The following is a 23,232-nucleotide window of genomic DNA, read 5'->3' on the forward strand; positions in this document are numbered from 1 at the left end:
CGGGAGGCATGAGCCGCGTCACCGATGGCGCGCCGGAGCCGCTTGGCGTTACGCCGGACGAGAGCGGCGCGAATGTCGCGGTCTTTTCCGCGCACGCCGAGGCGATCGAGCTGTGTCTGTTCGATGACGCCGACGTCGAGATCGCGCGCATAAAATTGCCGGCGCGCAGCGGCGACGTTTTTCATGGCTATTTCGAGGGTCTGAGAGAGGGCCAACGCTACGGCTTTCGCGCGCATGGCGCTGATGCGCCGGACATTGGCCATCGTTTCAATCCGGCGAAACTTCTCGTCGATCCTTATGCGCTGGCGCTCGACCGCCCCTTCGCGCTCCATCCCGCGCTTTTCGGCTTTGGCGACACAGCGCAGTCCGACAGCGCCGCGCATGCGCCGAAAGCGATCGTCACGAAACCGATCCATGCGCATGCGCCGCGTCCGAAGCATCGCTGGCGCGATACGATCATCTACGAGCTTCACGTCAAGGGCTTCACCGCGATTCATCCGGGTATCCCGCAAGAGATGCGCGGAACCTTCGCCGCTCTGGGGCATGAGGCCGCGATCGCGCATTTGAAGCGGCTCGGCGTGACGACGCTCGAGCTTCTGCCCTGCGCCGCATGGATCGACGAGCGTCATCTGCCGCCGCTCGGGCTCTCCAACTATTGGGGCTACAATCCGATCGCCATGATGGCGCCGGACCCGCGTCTTGCGCCGGGCGGCTGGCGCGAAGTTCGCGAAGCCGTCGCGGCGCTTCACGACGCCGGGCTCGAAGTCATTCTCGACGTCGTGTTCAACCATACGGGCGAAAGCGACGAATTCGGTCCGACAATCTCCTTCCGCGGACTCGACAACGCCAGCTATTACCGGCTGGCCGACGACCGCGCGCATTACGTCAATGACTCCGGCTGCGGCAATGTCCTCGACTGCGGACATTCGCATGTCGTGCGGCTCGTCATGGATGCGCTGCGCGCCTGGACGCTCTACGCCGGCGTCGACGGCTTTCGCTTCGATCTGGCGACGACGCTTGCGCGCGGTCCGTCAGGATTCGATCCCCATGCGCCGCTGCTTTCGGCGCTGCTTCAGGATCCGATCACGCGAGATCTGAAGCTCATCGCCGAACCCTGGGACGTCGGCCCCGGCGGCTATCGGCTCGGCGCGTTTCCCGAACCCTTCGCTGAATGGAATGATCGCTATCGGGACAGCGCGCGACGCTTCTGGCGCGGAGACTGCGGCGGAGTCGCCGAACTCGCGACGCGTTTTTCCGGCTCGCAGGATTTGTTCTCGCGCAGACGTCCGTCGCGCAGCGTCAATTTCGTCGTCGCGCATGACGGCTTCACGCTGCGCGATCTCGTCTCTTACGCGCATAAGCATAATGAGGCGAATGGAGAGGAGAACCGCGACGGCGCCGACCACAATCTCTCCTGGAACAATGGCGTCGAGGGCGCGAGCAAAGACGTCGCGATCAATGCGGCGCGCGCGCAGGACGTCCGCAATCTGCTCGCGACGCTGCTTTTCTCTCGAGGAACGCCGATGCTCGCCATGGGCGCGGAGCTTGGCATGACGCAGTCCGGCAACAATAACGCCTATGCGCAGGACAACGCCATCTCCTGGATTGATTGGACCGGCGCGGACGACCAACTGATCGAGACGACGGCGAAGCTCGTCGCGCTGCGCAAGCGACATCACGCCTTGCGGCAAGATCGCTTTCTCGAAGGCGTCCCACATGACGCGACGCTGATCGCCGATGTCGAATGGCTGCGTCCCGACGGCGCGCCGATGCGCGAAGACGACTGGCGCAACGGCGACGCGCAGACGCTGATCGCGGCGCTTTACGCCGAAGGCGATCGCGTCATCATCGTTCTGCATCGCGGCGCCGACGAAATCATCGTGCGGCCGCCGCCTGCGCGCGACAGTCACGGCTGGCGATTGGCGTTCACTTCAACGAAGGCGAACGCGAGCGAATGCGTTGACGCGAGCCTCTCCGTAACGGCGCGGTCCGTCGCGCTTCTCGTCGAGGAGAAAAGCGCATCGCGTCGCTCTGCCGCGCCGGCGTCGGAAGAAATTCTGTCGCGTCTCGCCGAGGCGGCGGGGATCGAAAGACAATGGCGAGACGTCGACGGCGCGCTGCACGACACGCCTCGCGAAACGATCTGCGCGCTGCTCGCGCAGCTCGGCTTTCCGGCTGGCGCGCTCGACGTCGCGCGCGACAGTCTCGCGCGGCTTTCCGATTTTCGCGATCGACAGGTCTTGCCCGCGCATTTTTCGACGAGGGAAGACGCGCCTTTCACGCTTCGTCTCGCCGCAGGCGACGCGCGCCGTCCGCGCTGGATCGTCGTCACGCGCGAAGACGGAAGCCAGTCGCGCATTCCGCTGCGCGCGGAAAACGCCGCGTCGATCACATGGCGGGGATTGGACGGCCGGCGCTGCGACGGCGTCGAGGCGCGGCTGCCGCCGCTTCCCGCCGGTCGCCACCGATTGTCGCTCGACAGCGGCGAAGTCTGCGCGCTCGCTGTCGCGCCGGCGAACTGCTTTCTGCCGGACGGCGCGCGCCGCCAGTTCGGCCTCTCGGCGCAGCTTTATTCTCTGCGCCGCGCCGGCGATCAAGGAATCGGCGATTTTTCGTCGCTCGCCGAACTCGCGCGCGTCGGCGCGAAGGCCGGCGCGGCGCTTGTCGCGATCAATCCGCTGCACGCCTTGTTTGCGCAGGATCGCGCCCGCGTCAGCCCATATTACCCCTCCGACCGGCGCTTCCTCGATCCGCTTTACATCGACATTGCCGAGATGCAGGACGCGCTCGGCGCGCCGACCGCTTTCGACGCGCAGGCCGCAGGCGCGCTGCGCGCGGCCGCCGAGGTCGACTACATGGCGGTTCACGGGCTGAAGATGGCCGCCCTCGAGCGCGCCTTCGAAGGCTTCCTTGATCTTTTGCGCCGCCAGCCCGACGCGGCGCCCGCAGCGTCGTTCTCCCGCTTCGTTGCGCAAGGCGGCGCGACGCTCGCGCGCTTTTGCCTGTTCGAGGCGATCAGCGAAGCGCGCAACGGGCAAAGCTGGCGGATGTGGCCGCAAGAGCTGCGCGAGGGTCGCGACGGGGCGCTCTTTGCCTTCGCGAGCGAACATGAGTCGCGCGTCCGCTTCCACCAGTTTCTGCAATGGCTCGCCGACGCGCAATTTGCGCGCGCCGCGCAGGACGCGCGCGCCGCCGGCCTGTCGCTGGGCGTCTGCCGGGATCTCGCCATCGGTGCAGCGCCCGACGGCGCCGAGCGTTGGCGCAGCGCTGGAACCTTCATTGACGGCTTCGCCATCGGCGCGCCGCCTGACGCGTTCAGTCAGGAGGGCCAGAACTGGGGCCTGCCGCCGCCCAATCCGATCAAGATCGAGAAAGATGGCGGCGCGGAGTTCGCCGCGCTGCTTCGCGCGAACATGCGTCATGCCGGCGCGTTGCGCATCGACCACGTCATGGGCCTTGCGCGGCTCTTCGTCATTCCAGACGGCGACAAACCCGCCGCTGGCGCTTATCTCCGCTTTCCCTTCGAGACGCTTGTCGGCCAGCTCGCGCTCGAAAGCCTGCGCGCGGCATGCGTCGTCGTCGGCGAAGATCTCGGCACGGCGCCGTGGGGCTTTCGCGAACGCATCGCGGACGCCGGCGCGCTGAGCTACCGCGTCCTTTGGTTCGAGCGTTCGGGCGAGTCGTTCGCCGCGCCGGCCCATTATCCCAGGAACGCCATGGCTTGCGTTTCGACGCATGATCTGCCGACGATCGAAGGCTGGTGGGCGGCGGCGGATATCGCCGAGAAGGAGGCCTTGAGCCTGATCGTCCCGGCGGCGGCCGACGCCGCCTGCGCCGCGCGACGGGCGGAGAAAGACGCGCTGCTCGAAGCGCTCCGCGCGCAGGCGCTGATCGACCCTGCGCGTCCGTCGTCGCGCCCCTTCGACGACGCATTGGCGCAAGCGCTCCACGCCTTCATCGCGCGCACGCCCGCCCTGCTCGCGATGGCGCAGCTCGACGACCTCGCGGGTGAAATCGCCGCGATCAATCTGCCCGGCACGGATCGGGAGCGCGCGAACTGGCGGCGCAGGCTGCCCGTCGCGATCGACGCGCTCTTCGGTTCGCCGCGCGCGCGCGCCATCCTCGCCGGGCTCTGCCGCAATGTGGACTCTATTTCGGAGGCATATCGGCCTCTTGGCGAAAATGATGCCGCGGATGGAGATGAGCGTTTCGGGCAAGGCGCGTAGCGAGGCGACGAAGCGCGGGCTTCTGTCTGCGGCGCTTCTGGCGATTCCTGTCGCGCTCTCCGCTCATGCCGCGCAAAAGGATCCGGACGCCGGCGACGTTTCCTCGAAGCAACAGGAATTGCGCGGCATCGAAGATACGATCGACGCCGCCAAGGAACGCGCCCGCCGGCTTGAAGAACAGTTGATCGATCACGCCGCCGCGCGCCTGAGGCTGAACGGCGCGCTCATCGAAGCGACGCAGCGGCTGCAGGAGACCGAGGCGCGCGCCGCCGAGATCGAAGAGCGGCTTTCGGTTCTGACCGAGAACGAGCGCAAGATCGTCGCCTCGCTCGAAAGCCGCCGCGGACTGATCATGGAGATCCTGACCGTCCTGCAGCGGATGGGCCGCAGGCCGCCGCCGGCGCTGATGACGCGCCCGCAAGAGATTCTGAAGGCCGTGCGCGCTTCGCTCGCGCTCGGCGCGGTCTTGCCGCAGATGCGCGCCGAAGCGCTCCAGCTTCAGCACGACCTTTCGGAACTGGAGCAGGTCCGGGACGGCGTTCGGCGCGAACAGACGCTTCTGACGGAGCAGCAGGCAAGCCTCAAGGCCCAGCGCGAGCGGCTTGGGCCGATGATCGCCGAGCGTCAGGAAGCGCTGTCCTCGACGCAGGACGCCTTGCAGGCCGAGGCCGAGCGCACGCGGTCTTTGGCGCAGCGCGCGTCGAGCCTCAAGGATCTGATCGCGCGCATGGAGGCGGAAAGCGCGGCGGCGCGGCGCGCCGCCGAGGCTGCGCGCAAAGCAGACGAAGAACGGGCAAAGGCTCAGGCAAAGCTTTCCGAGCAGGAGCGGCTCAAGGCGCTGTCCGCGCCGTTCAAGGATCCGGCGCGGCTTGCGCCCGCGGTCGCCTTCGCAGATCTCAAGGGCCGGCTGCCGGCCCCGGTCTCGGGACCGATCGTTCGTCGTTTCGGCGCGCCTGACGGGTTTGGAGGCAAGGAAAAGGGACTGTCGATCGCGGCGCGCGAGAATGGCGTCGTCATCGCCCCCTGCGACGGATGGATCGCTTTTTCAGGGCCTTACCGAAGTTATGGACAACTCTTGATCATTAATGCTGGCGGCGGGTATTATGTGGTCCTGGCCGGCATGAGTCGCACCAATGTAAATGTAGGACAATTCGTTCTCGCAGGTGAGCCAGTAGCCAGCATGGGAGACGGAGCCGCGCAAACCGCGGCGACCATCGCAATCGGCGCGAAACAACCCATTCTCTATGTTGAGTTCCGCAAAGACGGAGCGTCAATCGACTCGGGCCCATGGTGGGCGAAGTCAGACAGTCGGAAGGTCGGCGGATGATTCGCAAAACAGTTCTTATCGCTACGGGAATCGCCATCGGAGCGGGATGCGCCACGCTGGGTCAGCAGGCGCGCGCCGTGATCGGCGCTCCGGCACTGGCCGCCTCCGCCGACACCTATAAGAATTTGAGCCTGTTCGGCGACGTATTCGACAAGGTGCGCGCCGACTATGTCGAAAAGCCCGACGAGCAGAAGCTCGTCGAAAACGCCATCAACGGCATGCTGACTTCGCTCGATCCGCATTCGAGCTACCTCGACGCCAAGGCGTTCAAGGACATGCGGACGCAGACCGAGGGCAAGTTCGGCGGCCTCGGCATCGAGGTCACGCAGGAAGACGGGCTGGTGAAGGTCGTTGCGCCGATCGACGACACCCCCGCCTCGCGCGCCGGCATTCTGTCGGGCGACCTCATCGGCGCCATCGACGACGAGACCGTGCAGGGCATGACGCTCAATCAGGCCGTCGACAAGATGCGCGGCGCGATCAATACGCCGGTCAAGCTGACGATCTTCCGCGGCAAGTCCAAGGACAAGATCGAGGTCAAACTGGTCCGCGCCGAAATTCACATCAAATCCGTGCGCACCCGCAAACAGGGCGACGACATCGCCTATGTCCGCATCTCGCAATTCAACGAAGAGACGGCGGAGGGCCTGCGCAACGCCATGGCCAAGGCGCAGCAGGATATCCCTGCCGATAAGTTCAAGGGCTATATCATCGATCTGCGCAACAATCCGGGCGGACTGCTGGATCAGTCGATCCAGGTCGTCAACTCGTTCATCGACAAGGGCGAGATCGTGTCGACGCGCGGCCGCAACGCCGACGAAACCCAGCGCTATAACGCCCGCGGCTCGGGCGATTTGTCGAAGGGCAAACCGGTCGTCGTGCTGATCAACGGCGGTTCGGCGTCGGCGTCCGAGATCGTCGCCGGCGCGCTGCAGGATCATAAGCGCGCGACGCTGATCGGCACGCGGTCCTTCGGCAAGGGCTCGGTGCAGACCATCATCCCGCTCGGCGGCAGCGCCGGCGCGCTGCGCCTGACGACGGCGCGCTACTACACGCCGTCCGGCCGCTCGATCCAGGCCAAGGGCATTGATCCGGACATGGTCATTCTGCAGGACGTGCCGGACGAGCTTAAGGGCAAGGACGACACCAAGGGCGAAGCGTCGCTCAAGGGCCATCTCAAGAATGGCGACGACGAAAAGACCGGCTCTCAGGCCTATGTTCCGCCGGACGAGAAGAACGACAAGCAGCTGAACGCGGCGGTCGAGCTTCTGCACGGCAAAACACGGGCGCAAATCCTCGCCGAGCAGACCAGGGAAGTCGCCAAGGACACGACCAAGCCGCCGGCCAAAGCCGCGAATTGACGACGCGGGCTTCGGGGCTTAGGCAGTCGGCGGGAGTTTCCGGCCGTCGATGAGCTTTCTGTCCACTTACGCGAATCCAACGCGCTTTCTGCGTTTTGCAGAACGCGCGTTGCCGTGGCTTTCCGGCGCCACCCTGCTGCTGCTCGCGATCGGGCTGTACGGCGCCTTCACCGCGCCGCCCGATTATCAGCAGGGCGAGACCGTGCGGATCATGTACATCCATGTGCCGTCGGCGTGGCTTGCGATCTTCGCCTATGTCGTGATGACCTCTGCGTCGCTCGGCGTTCTGGTCTGGCGCCATCCGCTGGCCGACGCCGCGCAGAAGACCGCCGCCAGTCTCGGCGCCGCATTCACCTTCATCTGCCTGGTCACCGGCTCGCTTTGGGGCAAGCCGATGTGGGGAACGTTCTGGGTGTGGGACGCCCGCCTCACCTCGATGCTCGTTCTTTTCCTGCTCTATCTCGGCCTCATCGCCGTCCGGCAGACGATGGACGACACGCCGCGCGGCGCGCGCATCGCCGCGATCATGACGCTCGTGGGCGCGATCGACATTCCGATCATCAAATATTCGGTCGACTGGTGGAACACCTTGCACCAGCCGGCCTCGGTCTTCCGTATTGACGGGCCGGCGATCTCCGGATCGATGCTTTGGCCGCTGATCGTCATGGCGCTGGCCGCGACGCTGCTGTTCTCGACGCTGCATGTGATGGCGATCCGCAACGAGATTTTGCGGCGACGCCTCGCGCGCCTGTCGATGCAGGCGGTCCGCGCCGGCGAATGCGCCGGCGACGAAAGCATGGAGGCGGCCGAATGAGCAGCCATTGGTTCTATATCGTCGCCGCCTATGGCGTCACCTTCGTCACGATCGGCGTCGTGACCTTGCGCATCGTCCTCGACTATCGTCGCCTGCGTTCGGCGCTGGCGCGCTTCGGCGCAGCAGGCGCGCGCGACGAGGGAGAGGGCGCGTGAGCGACGCCGTCGCGCCGCGTTCGGCGCTGCGCTTTCTGCCGCTCGCCCTCTTCGCGCTGCTGGCGCTGGTTTTTCTGGTGCGGCTGTTCTCCGGCGACGCGTCGCGCATACCTTCGGCGCTGATCGGCAAGCCCGCGCCCGCCTTCGATCTGCCGGCGCTCGAAGGACTCGCCGGCGTTCCGGGACTGTCGGCCGAAGATTTGCGCAAGGGTCACGTCAGCCTCGTCAATGTGTTCGCCAGCTGGTGCGGGCCATGCCGGCAGGAGCACGCCGTGCTGATGGCGATCGCCGGCGACGAAGCGCTCAAGGCGAAAGGCGTCGCGCTCTACGGGCTTTCCTATAAGGACGAACCGGCCAAGGCGCTGGCCTTTCTGGAGGACGGCGGCAATCCTTTCGCGCGCGTCGGCGTCGATCCGGCGGGTCGCACGGCGATCGACTTCGGCGTCTATGGCGTGCCGGAAACCTTCGTGATCAAGGGCGACGGAACCATCGCCTATAAGTTTGTCGGCCCGCTGACGCCCGCCGCGGTCGCGACGACGCTCATTCCCGAGATCGAAAAGGCGGGCGGCGGCGCTGCGGCGCGCTGAACGCCGACGCGGGCGCCTCAAGGCGCTCTGACGAAGAGTCCCACGGTCAGCGCCGCGCCGATCACGACGATGAAAATGCGCAGGAGCTTTTCATCGATGTGATGGATCAGGCGCGCGCCGGCAATCCCGCCGATCGTCGCGCCGGCGCTCGTCACCAAAGCCTGCGGCCAGTGCAGATCCGGCGAAAACAGAAAGATGGCGACGGCCGAGGCGTTCATGACGCCCGCCAGAACGTTTTTCGTGGAGCTGGCGACGCGTACGCCCTGCCCGGCCATGGTGAGCGCGGCCACCATGAGAAAGCCGATGCCGCCGCCGAAATAGCCGCCGTAAATCGAGATCAGAAATTGCGCGAGCCCCGCGCCCGGCGCGCTGAGATGCGTCGGCGTTTCGCCCGGCCTGCGAAGGAAACTTCCCCAGGCGAAGACGCCGGTCGCGAAGAGCACCAGCCACGGCACGAGACGCGCGAAGAGCCCGCGCGGCGTGGCCAGCAGCACCGCGGCGCCGACGGCCCCGCCGATGATGCTGATGATGAAGAGCGTGCGCAGCGAAAGTCCGTTGGCGCCCCGCGCAAGTTTGCGGCCGGTCCAGCCGGTCGCGACCTGCGCCGGAAACAGCGCCACGCATGAGGTGACATTGGCCGCAAGCGCGTCCATGCCGGTCAGCATCAGCGTGGGCAGCGTGAGGAAGGAGCCGCCGCCGGCGAGCGCATTCTGCGCGCCCGCCCAGATCGCCACGGCAAACAGCAGAATGAAGGCCATGCGCGCCTATGTCAGCTCGCGACATTCAAATCAAGCGGGTCGACTCCATCATCAGCCCATCCGCGAGGACGCGCACGAGCTTCTCCAGCTGCTCGTCGAGCATTTTCGGCGGCGTCTCGGCGATCTTTTCGTCAAGTCCGAGCGCCACGACGCCATGGACGGCCGAGAAAAGCGTCCGCGCGAAGGCCTCGCGCGCCCTGTGGCTCGTTCCGGGCAGCAGCCGCGAGAGCGGCCCGTCCAGCCGATTAAACAAGCGGTTGCGCGCGTCGACATACCATTGCGGCGGCGCCGCGCCCGGCGGCAGACGATGTTCGAAAAGCGCGCGCCAGCTCGGCTCTTCCTTTCGCGCGAAGGTCAGATAGGTCCGCGCCATGGCCTGGAGAGACTGCTCGGCGGCGGCGTCCCCCAGCGCCGAATCGATCGCCGCCTCGAGCCGCGCCAGGGTGCGCGCGTTGACGCGCAGGATCAATTCGTCGAGGTCTCCGAAGGCGGTATAGATGGCGCCGAGCGCGCAGCCGGCCGCAGCGGCAAGGTCGCGCGCCTTGAGGGCGGCGAGGCCATGGGCGGCGATGATCTCCTGCGCAGCCTCGATCAGCCGCTCGCGCAATTGGGTCCGGCGGTCGGCGCCCGTCTCAGTCATGTTCTCATTCACGGAACGTCTCCCGGTCCACGATGAACGTTGTTCATTTTTTAGTTGACGGCAGCGCCAAAGCGCTGCACTCTCCATAATGAACATAGTTCATGGCGAAAGGCTGACCTTCAACGCCTATTGCAACGCGTGTGACTTGACCGATCCTTAACAGTGATCGGCGAAAGTCTCTGCGCCCCTTCCCGGAAGTTCCAACATGACGCATTCGCTTCTCGCTTCGCGGCGGTTCGCGCCGTTGTTTTGGCGTCAGTTCTTCGCGGCCTTCAATGACAACTTCTTGAAGAACGCCCTGGTGCTCCTGATTCTGGCGCATGTGGCGGAGCGCGGCGCATCGCTCGTCACGCTCGCCGGCGCGGCCTTCATTGCCCCGTTCTTTCTGTTGTCGGCCATCGGCGGCGAATTCGCCGACAAATACGACAAGGCGAAGGTCGTGCGCTGGCTGAGTCTCGCCGACATCGGCGTGGCCGGCCTCTCGGCGGTGGGCTTTTTCTTCTCGAATGTCCCGACGCTGTTTGGCGCGCTGATTCTCTTTGGCGTGACCGGCGCGCTGTTCGGACCAATCAAATACGGCATCCTGCCGGATCACCTGACCCGCGAGGAGCTTCCGGCGGGCAATGCGCTTGTCGAAAGCGCGACCTTCTTTGCAATTCTTGCCGGCACGGTCGCCGGCGGGGCGGCGATTCACATTGGCGACGGGGCGATCCTCGCCGCGGGCGTCATGGGCGTCGCCGTCCTGGCCTATGGCGCGGCCTGGCTGATCCCGCCGACGCGGCGCGGCGACCCGGATCTCAAGATCGACGCGAATATCTTCCGCTCGACCTTCAAGCTGCTGCGGGATCTTCGCGCCCAGCCGGAGTTGCGGCGGCTTGCGGTGGTGACGAGCCTCTTTTGGCTGTTCGGCTCGATCGCGATGTCATTGACGCCCTCGCTCATCACCCAGACGCTGCATGGCGCCGAGATCCTCGTAAGCATCCATCTGGCGTTGTTCGCGGTCGGCATCGCCGTGGGCTCGGGTCTTGCCGCCTTCTTTCTCAAGGGCAAGATCGTGTTGCTCCCGTCCGCCGTCGGCGCCGCGCTCGTCGCCTTCGGAGCGGCCGATCTCGGCCTTGCGCTGCTGCTTTCGCCGCCGCCCGACGCAGCGACCGCGCTGTCGCCGCAGGCCTATTTCGCGCAGCCGCTCGCCTGGCGCGCGGCCATCGATCTTTCGCTGCTCGCCCTCGCCGGCGGCCTGATGATCGTTCCGTCCTTCGCCGCGATTCAGGCGCAAAGCGCGCCGCAACAGCGCGCCCGCACCGTCGCCGCGGTCAATGTGCAGAACGCCGCCTTCATGGCGCTCGGCGGCGTCGGCGTGGCCGGGCTGCAGAGCTTTGGCGTCTCCTTCGCCGCGCTGCTGATCGGCTTGGCCGTCGTCTCGCTCCTCGCTTCGCTCTGGATCGTCACGGCGGTCGTCGCGTCGCCGTTGCAGGATCTGCTCTCCATCTACTTCCGCGCCTTCTACCGGCTCGAGGTGAAAGGGCTCGAAAATTTCGACAAGGCGGGGCCTAATCCGATCGTCGCGCTCAATCATGTGAGCTTTCTCGACGCCGCGGCGATTCTCGCGGTCATGCCGAAGGAGCCGGTCTTCGCCATCGACCGGGCGATCTCAAAGAAATGGTGGGCGAAGCCGTTTCTGCGATTCACGCGCGCGATTCCGCTCGATCCGGCGAGTCCGCTTGGCGCGCGCGCGCTCATCACGGCGGTCAGAGACGGCGATCCGCTCGTCATTTTTCCGGAAGGCCGTCTCACCGTCACCGGCAGTTTGATGAAGGTTTACGACGGCGCCGGGCTGATCGCGGAGAAATCCGGCGCGATGATCGTGCCCGTCCATATCGACGGCGCCGAGGCGACGATGTTTTCGCGTCTCTCGCGCGAACAGGCCCGGCGGCACTGGCTGCCGAAGCTCACCCTCACCGTGCTCGAACCGGTCCGTCTTTGCGTCGACGACGCCTTGAAGGGCAAGGCGCGGCGGATGGCGGCCGGCGCCGCGCTCTATCAGATCATGTCGGATCTCATGTTCCGCGCAACGAACGTCGACCGCACGCTGTTCGAAGCGGTCGTCGCGGCGGCGCGGACGCATGGGCTTTCGCGCGTCGCGCTCGAAGATCCGATCGCCGGCGCGCTCAGCTATCGCAGGCTGCTGATCGGAACCCGCGCGCTCGCCGGCCAGATCGCGCCGATCGGCGAGCCGGGCGACGCGGTCGGACTCATGCTGCCGAACGCCAATGGCGCAGGCGTCGCATTTCTCGCGGCCATTTCGGCCGGCCGCACGCCGGCGATGATCAATTTCACCGCCGGCGCCGCGAATATTCTCGCGGGCTGCGAGGCGGCGCAGGCGAGAACCATTCTGACGTCGCGCGGCTTCATCGAGAAAGCCAAGCTCGAAAAGCTTCTCGCCGCGCTCGAAGAGAAGGTCGCCATCGTCTATCTCGAAGACCTGCGCGCGCGCATCTCCTTCTCTGACAAGCTCGACGCCTTTCGGCGGTTCCGCAAACCCGTCGTGGCGCGCAAGGCGGATGATCTCGCGGCGATCCTCTTCACGTCAGGTTCGGAAGGCGCGCCAAAAGGCGTGGCGCTTTCGCATAAAAACATGCTCGCCAATGCGGCGCAGGCCGCCGCGCGCATCGACTTCGGACGCACGGACAAGGTCTTCAACGTGCTGCCGATGTTTCATTCCTTCGGGCTGACGGTCGGCTTCATGCTGCCGCTCATCTCCGGCGTTCCCGTCTACCTCTATCCCTCGCCGCTGCACTATCGCATCGTGCCGGAGCTCGTTTACGGCTCAAACGCCACGATCCTTTTCGGGACGGACACGTTTCTCGCCGGCTACGCCCGCGCGGCGCACGCATATGACTTTCGTTCGATCCGCTATGTCATCGCCGGGGCCGAGCCGGTGAAGCAAGCGACGCGCGATTTGTGGATGGAGAAGTTCGGCGTTCGCATCCTCGAGGGTTACGGCGTCACGGAAACGTCGCCGGTGCTCGCCCTCAACACGCCGATGTTCAACAAATTCGGCGCCGTCGGGCGGCTGATGCCGGGCGTCGAACATCGGCTGGAGCCCGTTCCGGGCGTCGAGGACGGCGGACGTCTCTTGGTGCGCGGTCCGAATGTGATGATGGGCTATCTCAAGATCGACAAGCCCGGCGTGGTGCAGCCGCCGGAGAACGGTTGGCACGATACGGGCGATATCGTCACGATCGACGCGCAAGGCTTCGTGACGATCAAGGGCCGCGCGAAACGCTTCGCCAAGATCGGCGGCGAGATGGTTTCGCTCGCGGCGGTCGAGCAGCTGGCGGGCGAACTCTGGCCCAGCGCGCTGTCCGCCGCGGCGACCGAGATCGATCCGCGCAAGGGCGAGAGAATTGTTCTCCTCACCCAGCAGAAGGACGTCACGCGCGCAGATTTCCTGACCTATGCGAAATCAAAAGGCGCCTCCGACCTCATGATCCCGGCGGAGATCATGTTCGTCGAACAGGTGCCGCTGCTTGGTTCGGGCAAGATCGATTTCGCCGCCGCGACCAGAATGGCGCGGGAGCGTGGACGCTATGTCCTTCCCAGTCCGCGGCTGCCCAATGGACTGCACGGACGCATCGACGGCGACGCCGCAGTGTCGGCGTGACGCGGCGCATCCGGTCAGCGCCCGGAGCGGCGTCATTCAGGCGCGACGAACTTGACGGCCCTGTCGTATATCAGCAGCGCCAGACAACCGCCGTGGCTGCCGGGCGAGTGCCGCGTGCCCGGCGGGTGAATGACGAAGCTGCCCTGCGGGTATGCGCCCGCCTCGTCGAATTGATCGCCCTCGAGCACGAACATGTATTCATAGCCGACGTGCTCGTGCAGCGCGACGCGGGCGCCGGCCTCATAGCGTAGCAGCACGGCGCTGTGACCGCCGTCGCCTTCGCTATAGAGCCAATGCGCTGTCACGCCCGGCCGGAAAAACTCCCAGTCGCTGGTTCTGCGGAGCGTATCCGCTTGCGCGAGAAGATTCGTGATGACGATCGAGTCGGTGGGTGCTGGCATGGATCCGTCTCCTGAAAGGATCGGCGTGGACGATCGCTCCGCGTCGAGTATTGACGCAGATGCGCCCGTGGCGGGAACAGATTGCGGAACGTCAAACCATCGATCTTCGATCCAGCCCAATGCGAGCATGAGCCATGTCGTGAGGACGTATGGCGCCGAAACCGTCGGTACGCCAAATATGTCGAGCGCCGACACGAGCAGCGTCGCCAGCAAGGCGCCGAGGATGGCGAGCCTGAGCTTGCCGCCGCAGAGGAAAAACACCGACACGGCCGTCAGCACGCCATTGAAGCCGTAAAGACCGAGGTTGACGCTCGCCGCATCGACGTCGTGGTAATAATAGGACACAAGCGCGCCGATGACGGCCCCGAAGAATGCGACCGTCCCGTGCCGCCAGTTGCTGAGCAGAACGCCGCAGAGAACGAAGAGCCCCGACCATATGTTTGGCGAGAAAACCGTCTGACCGAGACTGAGCAGCACGGCCGTTACCGGATGAAATGTCGTCGGCTCGACGGGTCCGAAGTCGATCGGCTGCAGCGGTTCAAGATAAGGCGCCAGCGCATACAGCGCCCAGAATACGATCAGAAACGGCAGTGCGAGCGTCGGAAACGGCAGGATCGCAACGCATAGCCGCACCAATCCGACGGTGGCCGCGACAGAGACGGCAAGCACGCCCCACATGCCGAGATTTGTCCAGCTTGTATGAAAAAAAGCCGGCAGCGCGAGCGCAATCAAACATGGATTCAGGCCGGGAAGTCCTGTCTCCAGAATGGACCCACGACTCCCCAGCAGCATGCGGCCCGCCGGCGCGACCATCGCCGCCAACAGCAGATAGGCGAAGGCGATCGGCGAGGCGACCAGCGCCGCCGCCAAAAAGAAGACGCCGGTCAGCTCATTCGCTTGAAAGCACAGCTGCGAGCACCCGCGCAGCGCGAGCCGCCAGTACGGAATCTGGCCCGTCTTCACGGGCGGAAACACATAATCGACGGGGTCTTTCATGAGCAGAAGTCTACATATGTTCGTCCGCTGATGCGTTCGCTTGTCGTCAGGCGCACGCTCAGTCGATGAGATGTCCGCACAGACTGGAGGGCTGAGGCCGCGGGCCTCGCCGCGCTCGATCGCTCTAGAGCGACGCCAAGAGTTTCAGCACGACGTCGGACTTGCAGGTCCAGCCGACGATGCCGCCCTGCGCGACGAGCGCCTTCAGGGTCATGGCTTTGAAATCAGGAAAATAGCTGTCGGTGCCGTCCTCGATCAACAGACAGTCGTAGCCCCGATCATTGGCGCAACGCATCGTCGTCTGCACGCAGACTTCGGTCGTCACGCCGGTGATCACCAGATTCGTGATCTTGCGCGCCATCAGATAGTCGTTGAGGATCGTGTTGTAGAACGCGTCCTTGCCAGGCTTCGGGATGACCAGCTCCATGTCCACAGGCGCGTTCTCGGGAATGAAATCCGACCCTTCCTCGCCATCGATCAAGATCCGTCCCATCGGCCCGGCGTCGCCAATCTTGGTTTTTGGATTGCCGCGATTGCGCTTGGCCGTGGGAAGATCCGACAGATCCGGTTTATGACATTCCTTGGTGTGGATGATCGGCAGGCCGGCCTTGCGAAACGCCGTTTGCAGCTCGGCGATGACGGGGATGCAGGGCGCGATATTCTTGATGTCGTTGCCGAGCGATTGCGCGAATCCCCCCGGTAGACAGAAGTCCCGCTGCATGTCGATGCAGATCAGGGCGATGTGGTCGATATCGAAATGATATGGAAATGGATTCGCATTGATCGTCGTCATGATATCGGCTCCTCACTGCATATTTGCGCGCGCGCAGACGAGCGGAAACGCTTTTCGTTCACTTCATTTTTGCGTCGTCTGCAAGAAACCCAAAGCGCGTGGATGATTGCTGTGGGTCATGAACTGAGCGGATCCGGCCCGCCGTCGCCGGCCGAACGCATGTCCTCGTGTCGCGGTCAAAAGCTGTTGCGCTCTAGATAGATAGCTCTATCAGGCGCTCTCGTCCATGCGCGCCCATCGCGATCTTGCTATATTCCGGTCCCAATTCCTTCTGCCGCGCGCTTGAAACGAGCGCCCCACATTGTTTGAAACGATGAATCGTCTCTGGGTCGTCAGTTGGACAACAGATTGCAAAGGCCTCTGCACATACGTCGACCCCTGCTGGCTTCAGATCACAGGACAGAGCGCCGAGTCGGCGCGCGGCGAAGGATGGTTCGAAACCATCCATCCGGATGATCTTGCGCGCGTAAAGATCGACCTCGATCTCGCGGCGCGCGCAGAACGCGCGTTTCAGGTCGCAGCGCAGCTGAGGCGCCAGGATGGGCAGTTTCGCTGGGCTCTGGCGGTCGGCGCGCCGCGCTATGACGCGCAGCGCGCATTTGTCGGCTACAGCGGTTCAATCATTGATTTTCAGGATCGGATGATCGCGGAGCGCGAACTCGCCGATACGCGGCAAAGACTTGAAGCCATCATGGACGCCGCGCCGGTCGGCCTTTGCTATACGAGCGATTTGAGCTGCGCGCATGTCGTCGGCAACAAGGCGCTTCTGGCGCAATTCGAGTTTGAGCCGGCGCAGGAGATATCCGCATCGGCCGCGGCTCCTGAGGCTGCTGGCCGCCGGATTCGCTATCTCAAGAATGGGCGAGAAATGGCCGACGCGGAGCTTCCGCTGCAATCGGCCATGCGCGAGGCGCGCGTCATCGAGCCCGAAGAGATCGAAGTGCTTCTGCCGAGCGGTCGGCGATGGTTCTCGGAAACGTCGGCGGCGCCGATTTTCTCCGACGGCGGCCGCCTGCTGGGCGGCGTCGCCGTCACCGTCGACATCACCGAGCGCAAGGAAACGGAAGCGGCGCTCCACGACAGCGAGGAACGCTTCAGGGCGCTTGTGCTCGCAAGTTCCGACGCGGTGTATCGGATGAGCTCCGACTGGGGCGAGTTGCGTCAGCTCGTGGGACGCGACTTCATCGCGGAATCGACCACGCCGAGCCAAACCTGGATCCAGAAATACATCCTCCCCGAGGATCAGCTGCTGGTCATGAAAGCCATCAGCGAGGCCATCCGCGCCAAGAACGTCTTTGAGCTGGAACACCGATTCAAGCGCATCGACGGGAGCATCGGCTGGACGCAGTCACGCGCCATCCCGATTTTGGACGCGTCAAGAGAGATCACCGAATGGTTCGGCATGGCGCGCGACATCACCGAGCGCAAGCAGGCGGAAGAGACGTTGCGCTGGCATATGCGCCGCAGCGAATTGCTGTCCGAAACGGCCGCGCAACTTCTTGCAAGCGACGATCCGCAGCTGCTGGTCGACGAGCTCTGCAACAAGGTCATGGCGTTTCTCGATTGCGATCTCTTCTTCAACTATCTCGTCGACGAAGACAGCGGGCGGCTGCGTCTGAACGCCAGCGGGGGCATCTCCGAGGACTGGCTGCATAGGCTCGAGTGGCGCGAATTCGGCGCGGATTGCGGCTGCGTCGACGTCGGGCGCGAACGCATCATCGCCGAGGACATTCAAAACCGGACCGATCTACGGACCGAACGGGTGAAGTCCTTCGGGATACGGGCCTACTGCTGTCATCCGATCTTGCATCACGATCGCGTAATCGGCACGCTCTCGTTTGGAACGCGGTCTCGCGCGCATTTCAGCGCCGATGAAGTCGCCGTCATGAAGGCCGTCACCGATCTCGTGGCGATCGCCATACGGCGGGCCGAGACGGAACAAACGATGCGCGAGGCCGACCGCCGCAAGGACGAGTTCATCGCCACTCTGGCGCATGAGCTCCGCAATCCGCTCGCGCCGATCCGAAATGCGGCGCACATCCTTAAGACGAAATATGGTCCGGACTTCCCGGACACGCCGTTGTTCGACATGATCGGGCGTCAAGTCGATCATCTGGTCCGCCTTGTCGAAGATCTTCTCGAAGTTTCGCGAATTCGTCGCGGCAAGATCGAGTTGCACAGGAAGAAGGTCGCCTTGCAGGCGAGTCTGCGCGACGCGTTGGAAAGCTGTCAGCCGCTCATCGACGCCAAAGCCCATCGCGTGGTCCTGAATGTCGCGGCGGAGCCGATCTGGCTCTTCGGCGATCCGGTGCGTCTGGCGCAGATTGCAGCCAATATCATCAATAACGCGGCGAAATACACGCCGCCGGGCGGCCGTATCGACGTCGAGGCCGCGCGCGCTGGCGACGAGGCCGTTCTTCGCGTTCGCGACACCGGGGTCGGCATCAGCGCCGACATGATGCCGCGCGTTTTCGATCTCTTCGCGCAGACGGAAGGGCATATTCGGCTGTCCGACGGCGGACTTGGAATCGGGCTTGCGCTCGTGCGCAAACTCGTGGAGCTGCATGGCGGACATGTCGAAGCGCATAGCGACGGCGTTGGGCGAGGCAGCGAATTCGTCGTCCGGCTGCCTCTCGGCGAGGAACCCGCGTCAGCGGCGCCACAGTCGGCAAATATTTGATCGTTAACCACAATTCTCGACCCAGAATTAACGCGAGAGCGTCCATCCTCGCGATATGGTCCGCCGCGCCTATCCATTGCCGCCGTTGCTGGCGCTCGCTGCGGCGGCGACCCTTTCCGCTTGCTCGATCGGCCAAAAGCCCCAGCGGCCGGCTTGGCGCACGCAGGCTGAAAGCGCCTGTCTCGCCGAAAGGCGCGTCAATCCTTCCGACTTCATCGCGCTCGCGCCCGAGATCGACGGTCCCGGCATCTGCGGCCTCACCAGGCCGTTCAAGGTGACCGCGCTTCAGGGCGGCGAAGTCGCCTTCAACGCCACCGCGACGCTCGACTGTTCGATGGTCGCCGAGCTCGACGCCTGGCTCGCCGACAGCGTTCAGCCCGCGGCGCAGGCGCGGTTTGGGCAGCAGGTGGTTCAGATCAACTCGATGGGGTCTTACGCCTGCCGCGGCATGAACAATCAGCGTGGCGCGCAACTTTCGGAACATTCCTTCGGCAACGCGCTGGACATCGGCGGCTTCGTGCTCGCCGACGGACGCGAGATCAAGCTGGTGCGCGACTGGCGCCACGGCGACGAGCAGACGCGCGCCTTTCTCATGGACGTGCATCGCGGCTCGTGCGGTCACTTCACGACGGTGCTGTCGCCTGGCTCGAACGCGTTTCACTACAACCATATTCACGTCGATCTGGCGATGCATGGCCGATCGGGACGCAGCATCTGCAAGCCCGCGCCGCAGGAGACGCTGCCGCCGCCTGATCCGTCGCCGCTCATCGCGCAGGGGCAGGCGTCGCCGGCGCCGGACGACGAGACCGACAATGACACGACCGGCAAGCCGCCGCTTGCGGCTTTCGAGGGGCCCGGAGTCGGCGCGCGGGATGGATATGGGGCCTTCGCCGGGCCAGAAGCCTATGCGCCGCCCCCACCGCCAACACGGCCGCGCCGCGACGGCATCGGCCAGCTCATCGAAGATCCGGATCAGACGTCGAGCATACGCCGGCGCCGGAGACTCTAAGCCTTCCGACTTCCGTCGCGCCGGCTGATCGCTTTTGCGTCCAGCCTTCGCGCCGACAATCTTCAGCGAAAATTTTCAGGATGTCGGCGGCGGTCCAGCCGCGATTCGCTTCCTGCCCGGTCTGCGCAGCCAGCGGGATCGCCGATCGTCATCTCTTCGAACCCGTCATATTGACGAGCCTCAGAATGAGCCAGGCCGGCACGACAAAGACGGCGCCGGCGAGCACATAGGCGAAAAGCTCCCGTACGGCGCCGAAACCCAGCTGATAGATGCGGTCGAAAAACGCTTGGACGCCGCGAAAAATATCGATTGGCCGCAGGTCGAGCCACATCAGCAGAGCGCCGACGACGAGCGAAATGAAGAACAACCGCGCGAAAGTGTTGAGCGGCGAGCCGCCAAGGAAATTTTCAAGCGTGTTGTTCGACGCCATTGGGTTGCTTTCCTGTGCAAATTTTTCGGGCCCCGGCAGAAGCGGGACGTCGGGCTCGGGTTCTCGAGGCTCTGACGGCTGACGCGGCTTGTCGAGGTGCGGCCAATTGGCGAATGGTCCCTGATCAGCCACCGCGCGCTCCTGCGGATGCGTCGATCCCTCGCCTCATAGAGTGCGCCCCGGCGACGTTTCTTCGCGGAAGACGCGCATTATGCGGCGCAGCAGGCGCTCGGTAAAGGAGAGCGCGCGTTCAAATTCCTCCTCGCTCGGCGTGGCGTTCGGCCGCGCCGCCTGCGGGCCCGGCGCGGCGTCGGCGCGCGCTTTGAGCTCGGCGTTCTCCTTGCGCAGCCGGTTGATCTCCGCTTCGAGCGCGGCGCGCTCTTCGGCGCCAAGTCGACAGACCGTGACGCCGTCCTTGACCGAACAATAGGAGACCGCGCCGGTTTCCTTGTTCAACCGGACAAATCCCCCCTCCGCCGGGGTGAGCGTGAACCGCTCGCCTTCCGGCGCGATGATCGGGTGCGGCGTCTCAGCGGCCGCGGGCGCGCCGCTGGCCGCGGCGAGGACGATCGGGAGAATGAAATGCCGTGCGTGGCCCATGACCGCCGTTCTCGAGGGAGGATTGCTGGCACATGGGCGCTCGGCGGCGCCGCGTCAATGGCGGCCGCGCTTGAACGCCGCCGCCGGCTCGGCCATATAGCTGTGGCCGGGGCGCTCGACGGGCCTCGGCCGAGAGGCGCCAACAGGGCTTCAGAAAAATGTCGCGTCCGCCGCTGAATTCGCCGTTTCTGCTCGGCTTCGATGAAATCGAACGGGCCCTCGACCGAGTCGCCCGCACCGCGTCCGACGGCTATCCCCCCTATAATATCGAGCGTATTCCGCGCAGCGAGAGCGCCCCGGAGCGGCTTCGGATCACGCTGGCGGTCGCCGGCTTCACCCGCGACCAGCTCGACGTCTCGCTCGAGGAAAACCAGCTCGTCATCCGCGGCCGCCAGACCGAAGAGCGGGAGCGTCACTTCCTGCATCGCGGCATCGCCGCGCGGCAGTTCCAGCGCGCCTTTCTCCTGGCGGAAGGGATGCAGGTGATGGGCGCCGATCTCGTCAATGGGCTGCTCTCCATCGATCTGGCGCGTCCCGAGCCCGAGCGGGTCATCAAGAAAATCGAAATCGCAGCGCGCGACTGAGCGGCCGCGGCCCGTCCGGCCGACCCATGTCTGCGGCGGCGCGCCATCTCCCTGCTGGCCCTTCTAGACTTGTCGCGGTTCAGCCAGTTGCTTGAGCGCCTGCGCAGAAAGCTCTATCAGGAATCATGTTCGAGCTCGCCGTCGCCTTGGCATTGATCGTCATCAACGGGATTTTCTCGTTGTCCGAACTCGCCATTGTGTCGTCGCGCAAGGTGCGGCTGAAGACCTTGGCCGCGGAAGGCCGCCGCGGCGCCGCGGCTGCTCTGGCTCTGGCGGAGGATCCGGGACGCTTTCTGTCCACGGTGCAGATCGGCATCACGCTGGTCGGCGTTCTGGCAGGCGCGTTTTCCGGCGCGGCGCTCGGTCAGAGACTGGCGCAGGAACTGCGCGCGCACGGCGTTTCGGGCGCCGCGGCCGACTGGATCGGCTATGGCGGCGTGATCAGCTTCATCACCTATCTTTCGGTCGTCATCGGCGAATTGCTGCCAAAGAATGTCGCGCTGCGCCATGCGGAAGCCATCGCCTGCCGCATGGCGGCGCCAATGGCCTTTCTCTCCACGCTCGGCGCTCCCATCGTCTGGCTGCTCGACGCCTCGACGAAGCTCATCCTGCTGCTCATCGGCCAGGCGAACCAGCCCCAGGCCGCCGTCACCGACGAGGAGATCAAGACTCTCGTCGCCGAGGCGCAATCGGCGGGCTCGATCGAAGCCGACGAGCAGCAGATGATCGCGGCCGTGCTGCGGCTGGGCGACCGCGCCGCGCGCGCGCTGATGACGCCGCGCGCCGAGGTGGACTGGCTCGATCTCAGCGAACCTGAGGACATTCTGCGCCAGAAGCTCGTCGAGGCGACGCATGCGCGCCTGCCGGTCAGCCGCGGCGACATGGACGACATGATCGGCGTCCTGCTGATCCGGGAGCTCCTGGGGCCTGCGCTGCGCGGCGAACCGCTCGACCTCGAGGCCCATGTGCGTCCGGCGCCCGTCGTGCCCGATTCGATCGATGCGCTCGATGCGCTCAACGTCCTGCGCGAAGCCGAGACGCCAATGGCGCTGGTGCATGACGAATATGGCCACTTCGAAGGCGTCGTGACCCCGGCCGATATCCTCGACGCGATCGCCGGAGCCTTCAGATCGGACGAGGGACATGAAGAGCCTGAGGCGGTTCAGCGCGAAGACGGGAGCTGGCTTCTGGCCGGCTGGATGCCGGTCGATGAAATGGCCGAGCTGTTGCGCGTGTCGCTGCCGGAGAACAGGAGCTTTGAAACGGTGGCCGGCCTCGTTCTCGACGGCCTCATCCGCTTCCCGACGCTCGGCGAAACGGTCGACAAGCTCGGATGGCGTTTTGAAGTCGTCGATCTCGACGGGCGGCGCCTGGACAAGGTGCTCGCCTGTAAGCTCCCTGTCCAAGAATCTTGACGCAGACCAAAATCGCTTCCGCAATCGCGGAGACGCTAAGTCGTGACGGTTTGGGAAAATCGGGTCGCCGGACGGATTCGCCCAGCGCGGCGCGCCGCTGGCGCGCCCTGGGGAGAGCCTAGTGCAGGCTTACCATCTGCAGATGGTTTTCACGCGCGTTGCCGATACAGCCCTCTTCCGAGTCCGCAAGCACAATCGGCGCGCCGTCCGCGCCGAACAGCGCGAAGACCGTCAACCCCGGCGCGATCTGAGGCGCCTGCGGGTACAGCCGATTGACGTCTTCCGAACGCATCGGCCGCACATAGGCGATGAGGCCATCGCCAAGATGGGCGAACTGCTCGGCCGTCAGCGGAGACTCTCTGGGTTCGATCGCGGTCTTCATCATGTCCATCTTCACCTCCCTGGCGGTCCTTTCGCCCCGCCGGCGGCGCCCATTCAACGGCGCGCCGCCTGTAGTTAGATGTGCATGATTCGGAGATTTTGAAGGGGTCTTTCGACCTATACCCCAAGCGCAAGCCTGGCCGGATCTTCCAGCAACTCCTTGACGCGCACCAAGAAAGTCACCGCCTCCTTCCCGTCGACGAGGCGATGGTCATAGGACAGCGCCAGATACATCATCGGCCGCGCTTCGATTTTGCCGTCGACGACCACGGGGCGCTCCTCGATCTTGTGCATGCCGAGAATGCCGGATTGCGGCGCATTCAGGATCGGCGTCGACATTAGCGAGCCATAGACGCCGCCGTTGGAAATCGTGAACGTTCCGCCCTGCAGATCGGCGATGTCGAGCGCGCC

At 64.9% G+C, this 23,232-nt stretch carries 19 protein-coding genes; 11 read left to right on the top strand and 8 right to left on the bottom strand.

The features are described 5' to 3' along the window. The first annotated feature begins 8 nt into the window (after window positions 1–8). The 6 genes from glgX to AB7F41_RS00785 are packed head-to-tail and all read left to right on the top strand — an operon-like array spanning window position 9 to window position 8,470. Complete coding sequence (gene glgX / locus AB7F41_RS00760) at window positions 9–4,226, top strand: glycogen debranching protein GlgX (protein ID WP_428383418.1); 4,218 nt, start codon at window positions 9–11, stop codon at window positions 4,224–4,226. Further along, the gene (locus AB7F41_RS00765; protein WP_428383416.1) at window positions 4,201–5,553 is read left to right on the top strand and encodes a murein hydrolase activator EnvC family protein; all 1,353 of its coding nucleotides are present in this window, start codon (window positions 4,201–4,203) and stop codon (window positions 5,551–5,553) included. Before glgX ends, AB7F41_RS00765 begins: the two co-directional genes overlap by 26 nt. Continuing rightward, window positions 5,550–6,914 carry a S41 family peptidase gene (locus AB7F41_RS00770; protein ID WP_428383414.1) on the top strand — a complete coding sequence of 455 codons (1,365 nt, stop codon included), beginning with the start codon at window positions 5,550–5,552 and terminating at the stop codon, window positions 6,912–6,914. Before AB7F41_RS00765 ends, AB7F41_RS00770 begins: the two co-directional genes overlap by 4 nt. Window positions 6,915–6,963: 49 nt before the next feature. Beyond that, window positions 6,964–7,728 carry a heme ABC transporter permease gene (locus AB7F41_RS00775; RefSeq protein ID WP_428383412.1) on the top strand — a complete coding sequence of 255 codons (765 nt, stop codon included), beginning with the start codon at window positions 6,964–6,966 and terminating at the stop codon, window positions 7,726–7,728. Continuing rightward, window positions 7,725–7,883: a heme exporter protein CcmD gene (gene ccmD, locus AB7F41_RS00780; protein WP_428383410.1), complete on the top strand. Its 159-nt coding sequence runs from the start codon at window positions 7,725–7,727 to the stop codon at window positions 7,881–7,883. The genes AB7F41_RS00775 and ccmD overlap by 4 nt, the downstream gene beginning before the upstream one ends. Next, window positions 7,880–8,470, top strand: a complete 591-nt coding sequence (locus AB7F41_RS00785) for a DsbE family thiol:disulfide interchange protein (RefSeq protein WP_428383408.1) — start codon at window positions 7,880–7,882, stop codon at window positions 8,468–8,470. The genes ccmD and AB7F41_RS00785 overlap by 4 nt, the downstream gene beginning before the upstream one ends. A 17-nt stretch (window positions 8,471–8,487) precedes the next feature. Here AB7F41_RS00785 and AB7F41_RS00790 read toward each other — a convergent pair whose 3' ends face one another. Together AB7F41_RS00790 and AB7F41_RS00795 are read right to left on the bottom strand one after the other, a co-directional pair. Next, window positions 8,488–9,228 (bottom strand): sulfite exporter TauE/SafE family protein, encoded by a 741-nt coding sequence (locus AB7F41_RS00790; protein ID WP_428383406.1) that lies wholly within the window; start codon window positions 9,226–9,228, stop codon window positions 8,488–8,490. 25 nt (window positions 9,229–9,253) lie between these two features. Then, a complete protein-coding gene (locus tag AB7F41_RS00795) occupies window positions 9,254–9,880 on the bottom strand; it encodes a TetR/AcrR family transcriptional regulator (protein WP_428383405.1) in 627 nt (208 codons plus the stop codon). A gap of 193 nt (window positions 9,881–10,073) precedes the next feature. On the opposite strand from AB7F41_RS00795, the gene AB7F41_RS00800 reads away from it, so the two are divergent. Further along, complete coding sequence (locus tag AB7F41_RS00800) at window positions 10,074–13,532, top strand: acyl-[ACP]--phospholipid O-acyltransferase (protein ID WP_428383403.1); 3,459 nt, start codon at window positions 10,074–10,076, stop codon at window positions 13,530–13,532. 32 nt (window positions 13,533–13,564) lie between these two features. On the opposite strand, the gene AB7F41_RS00805 is transcribed toward AB7F41_RS00800, so the two are convergent. Further along, entirely contained in the window at window positions 13,565–14,929 is a 1,365-nt protein-coding gene (locus tag AB7F41_RS00805; RefSeq protein ID WP_428406407.1) for an urea transporter, read from the bottom strand. 124 nt (window positions 14,930–15,053) lie between these two features. Further along, window positions 15,054–15,722, bottom strand: a complete 669-nt coding sequence (locus tag AB7F41_RS00810; RefSeq protein ID WP_428383399.1) for a cysteine hydrolase family protein — start codon at window positions 15,720–15,722, stop codon at window positions 15,054–15,056. Between the two features lie 301 nt (window positions 15,723–16,023). On the opposite strand from AB7F41_RS00810, the gene AB7F41_RS00815 reads away from it, so the two are divergent. Both AB7F41_RS00815 and AB7F41_RS00820 read left to right on the top strand, forming a co-directional pair. Next, the gene (locus AB7F41_RS00815; protein ID WP_428406408.1) at window positions 16,024–18,402 is read left to right on the top strand and encodes a PAS domain S-box protein; all 2,379 of its coding nucleotides are present in this window, start codon (window positions 16,024–16,026) and stop codon (window positions 18,400–18,402) included. 55 nt (window positions 18,403–18,457) lie between these two features. After that, window positions 18,458–19,411, top strand: a complete 954-nt coding sequence (locus tag AB7F41_RS00820) for an extensin family protein (RefSeq protein WP_428383397.1) — start codon at window positions 18,458–18,460, stop codon at window positions 19,409–19,411. 148 nt (window positions 19,412–19,559) lie between these two features. Here the strand turns inward: AB7F41_RS00820 and AB7F41_RS00825 are convergent, their stop codons facing one another. Then, entirely contained in the window at window positions 19,560–19,841 is a 282-nt protein-coding gene (locus AB7F41_RS00825; protein ID WP_428383395.1) for a DUF6460 domain-containing protein, read from the bottom strand. A 165-nt stretch (window positions 19,842–20,006) separates the two neighbouring features. Continuing rightward, complete coding sequence (locus AB7F41_RS00830) at window positions 20,007–20,441, bottom strand: hypothetical protein (protein ID WP_428383393.1); 435 nt, start codon at window positions 20,439–20,441, stop codon at window positions 20,007–20,009. Window positions 20,442–20,599: 158 nt separating this feature from the next. On the opposite strand from AB7F41_RS00830, the gene AB7F41_RS00835 reads away from it, so the two are divergent. Next, entirely contained in the window at window positions 20,600–21,025 is a 426-nt protein-coding gene (locus AB7F41_RS00835) for an Hsp20 family protein (RefSeq protein WP_428383391.1), read from the top strand. Between the two features lie 125 nt (window positions 21,026–21,150). Continuing rightward, window positions 21,151–22,440, top strand: coding sequence for a hemolysin family protein (locus tag AB7F41_RS00840; RefSeq protein WP_428383389.1), 1,290 nt, complete (start codon window positions 21,151–21,153; stop codon window positions 22,438–22,440). Window positions 22,441–22,558: 118 nt separating this feature from the next. Here AB7F41_RS00840 and AB7F41_RS00845 read toward each other — a convergent pair whose 3' ends face one another. Further along, a complete protein-coding gene (locus tag AB7F41_RS00845) occupies window positions 22,559–22,831 on the bottom strand; it encodes a DUF1150 family protein (RefSeq protein WP_428383388.1) in 273 nt (90 codons plus the stop codon). Window positions 22,832–22,938: 107 nt separating this feature from the next. Continuing rightward, window positions 22,939–23,232 (bottom strand): 2-oxo acid dehydrogenase subunit E2 (locus AB7F41_RS00850; RefSeq protein WP_428406409.1); only part of this gene is annotated, 294 nt, incomplete at its 5' end.

It is taken from the genome of Methylocystis sp. (assembly GCF_050251305.1).
Lineage (GTDB): Bacteria > Pseudomonadota > Alphaproteobacteria > Rhizobiales > Beijerinckiaceae > Methylocystis.

What these genes read in the sequence shown, in the direction of transcription:
- glgX (WP_428383418.1), top strand. Translation starts at nt 9, where the DNA reads ATGAGCCGCGTCACCGATGGCGCGCCGGAGCCGCTTGGCGTTACGCCG.
- AB7F41_RS00765 (WP_428383416.1), top strand. Translation starts at nt 4,201, where the DNA reads ATGAGCGTTTCGGGCAAGGCGCGTAGCGAGGCGACGAAGCGCGGGCTT.
- AB7F41_RS00770 (WP_428383414.1), top strand. Translation starts at nt 5,550, where the DNA reads ATGATTCGCAAAACAGTTCTTATCGCTACGGGAATCGCCATCGGAGCG.
- AB7F41_RS00775 (WP_428383412.1), top strand. Translation starts at nt 6,964, where the DNA reads ATGAGCTTTCTGTCCACTTACGCGAATCCAACGCGCTTTCTGCGTTTT.
- ccmD (WP_428383410.1), top strand. Translation starts at nt 7,725, where the DNA reads ATGAGCAGCCATTGGTTCTATATCGTCGCCGCCTATGGCGTCACCTTC.
- AB7F41_RS00790 (WP_428383406.1), bottom strand. Translation starts at nt 9,228, where the DNA reads ATGGCCTTCATTCTGCTGTTTGCCGTGGCGATCTGGGCGGGCGCGCAG.
- AB7F41_RS00800 (WP_428383403.1), top strand. Translation starts at nt 10,074, where the DNA reads ATGACGCATTCGCTTCTCGCTTCGCGGCGGTTCGCGCCGTTGTTTTGG.
- AB7F41_RS00805 (WP_428406407.1), bottom strand. Translation starts at nt 14,929, where the DNA reads ATGAAAGACCCCGTCGATTATGTGTTTCCGCCCGTGAAGACGGGCCAG.
- AB7F41_RS00810 (WP_428383399.1), bottom strand. Translation starts at nt 15,722, where the DNA reads ATGACGACGATCAATGCGAATCCATTTCCATATCATTTCGATATCGAC.
- AB7F41_RS00820 (WP_428383397.1), top strand. Translation starts at nt 18,458, where the DNA reads ATGGTCCGCCGCGCCTATCCATTGCCGCCGTTGCTGGCGCTCGCTGCG.
- AB7F41_RS00825 (WP_428383395.1), bottom strand. Translation starts at nt 19,841, where the DNA reads ATGGCGTCGAACAACACGCTTGAAAATTTCCTTGGCGGCTCGCCGCTC.
- AB7F41_RS00830 (WP_428383393.1), bottom strand. Translation starts at nt 20,441, where the DNA reads ATGGGCCACGCACGGCATTTCATTCTCCCGATCGTCCTCGCCGCGGCC.
- AB7F41_RS00835 (WP_428383391.1), top strand. Translation starts at nt 20,600, where the DNA reads ATGTCGCGTCCGCCGCTGAATTCGCCGTTTCTGCTCGGCTTCGATGAA.
- AB7F41_RS00840 (WP_428383389.1), top strand. Translation starts at nt 21,151, where the DNA reads ATGTTCGAGCTCGCCGTCGCCTTGGCATTGATCGTCATCAACGGGATT.
- AB7F41_RS00845 (WP_428383388.1), bottom strand. Translation starts at nt 22,831, where the DNA reads ATGGACATGATGAAGACCGCGATCGAACCCAGAGAGTCTCCGCTGACG.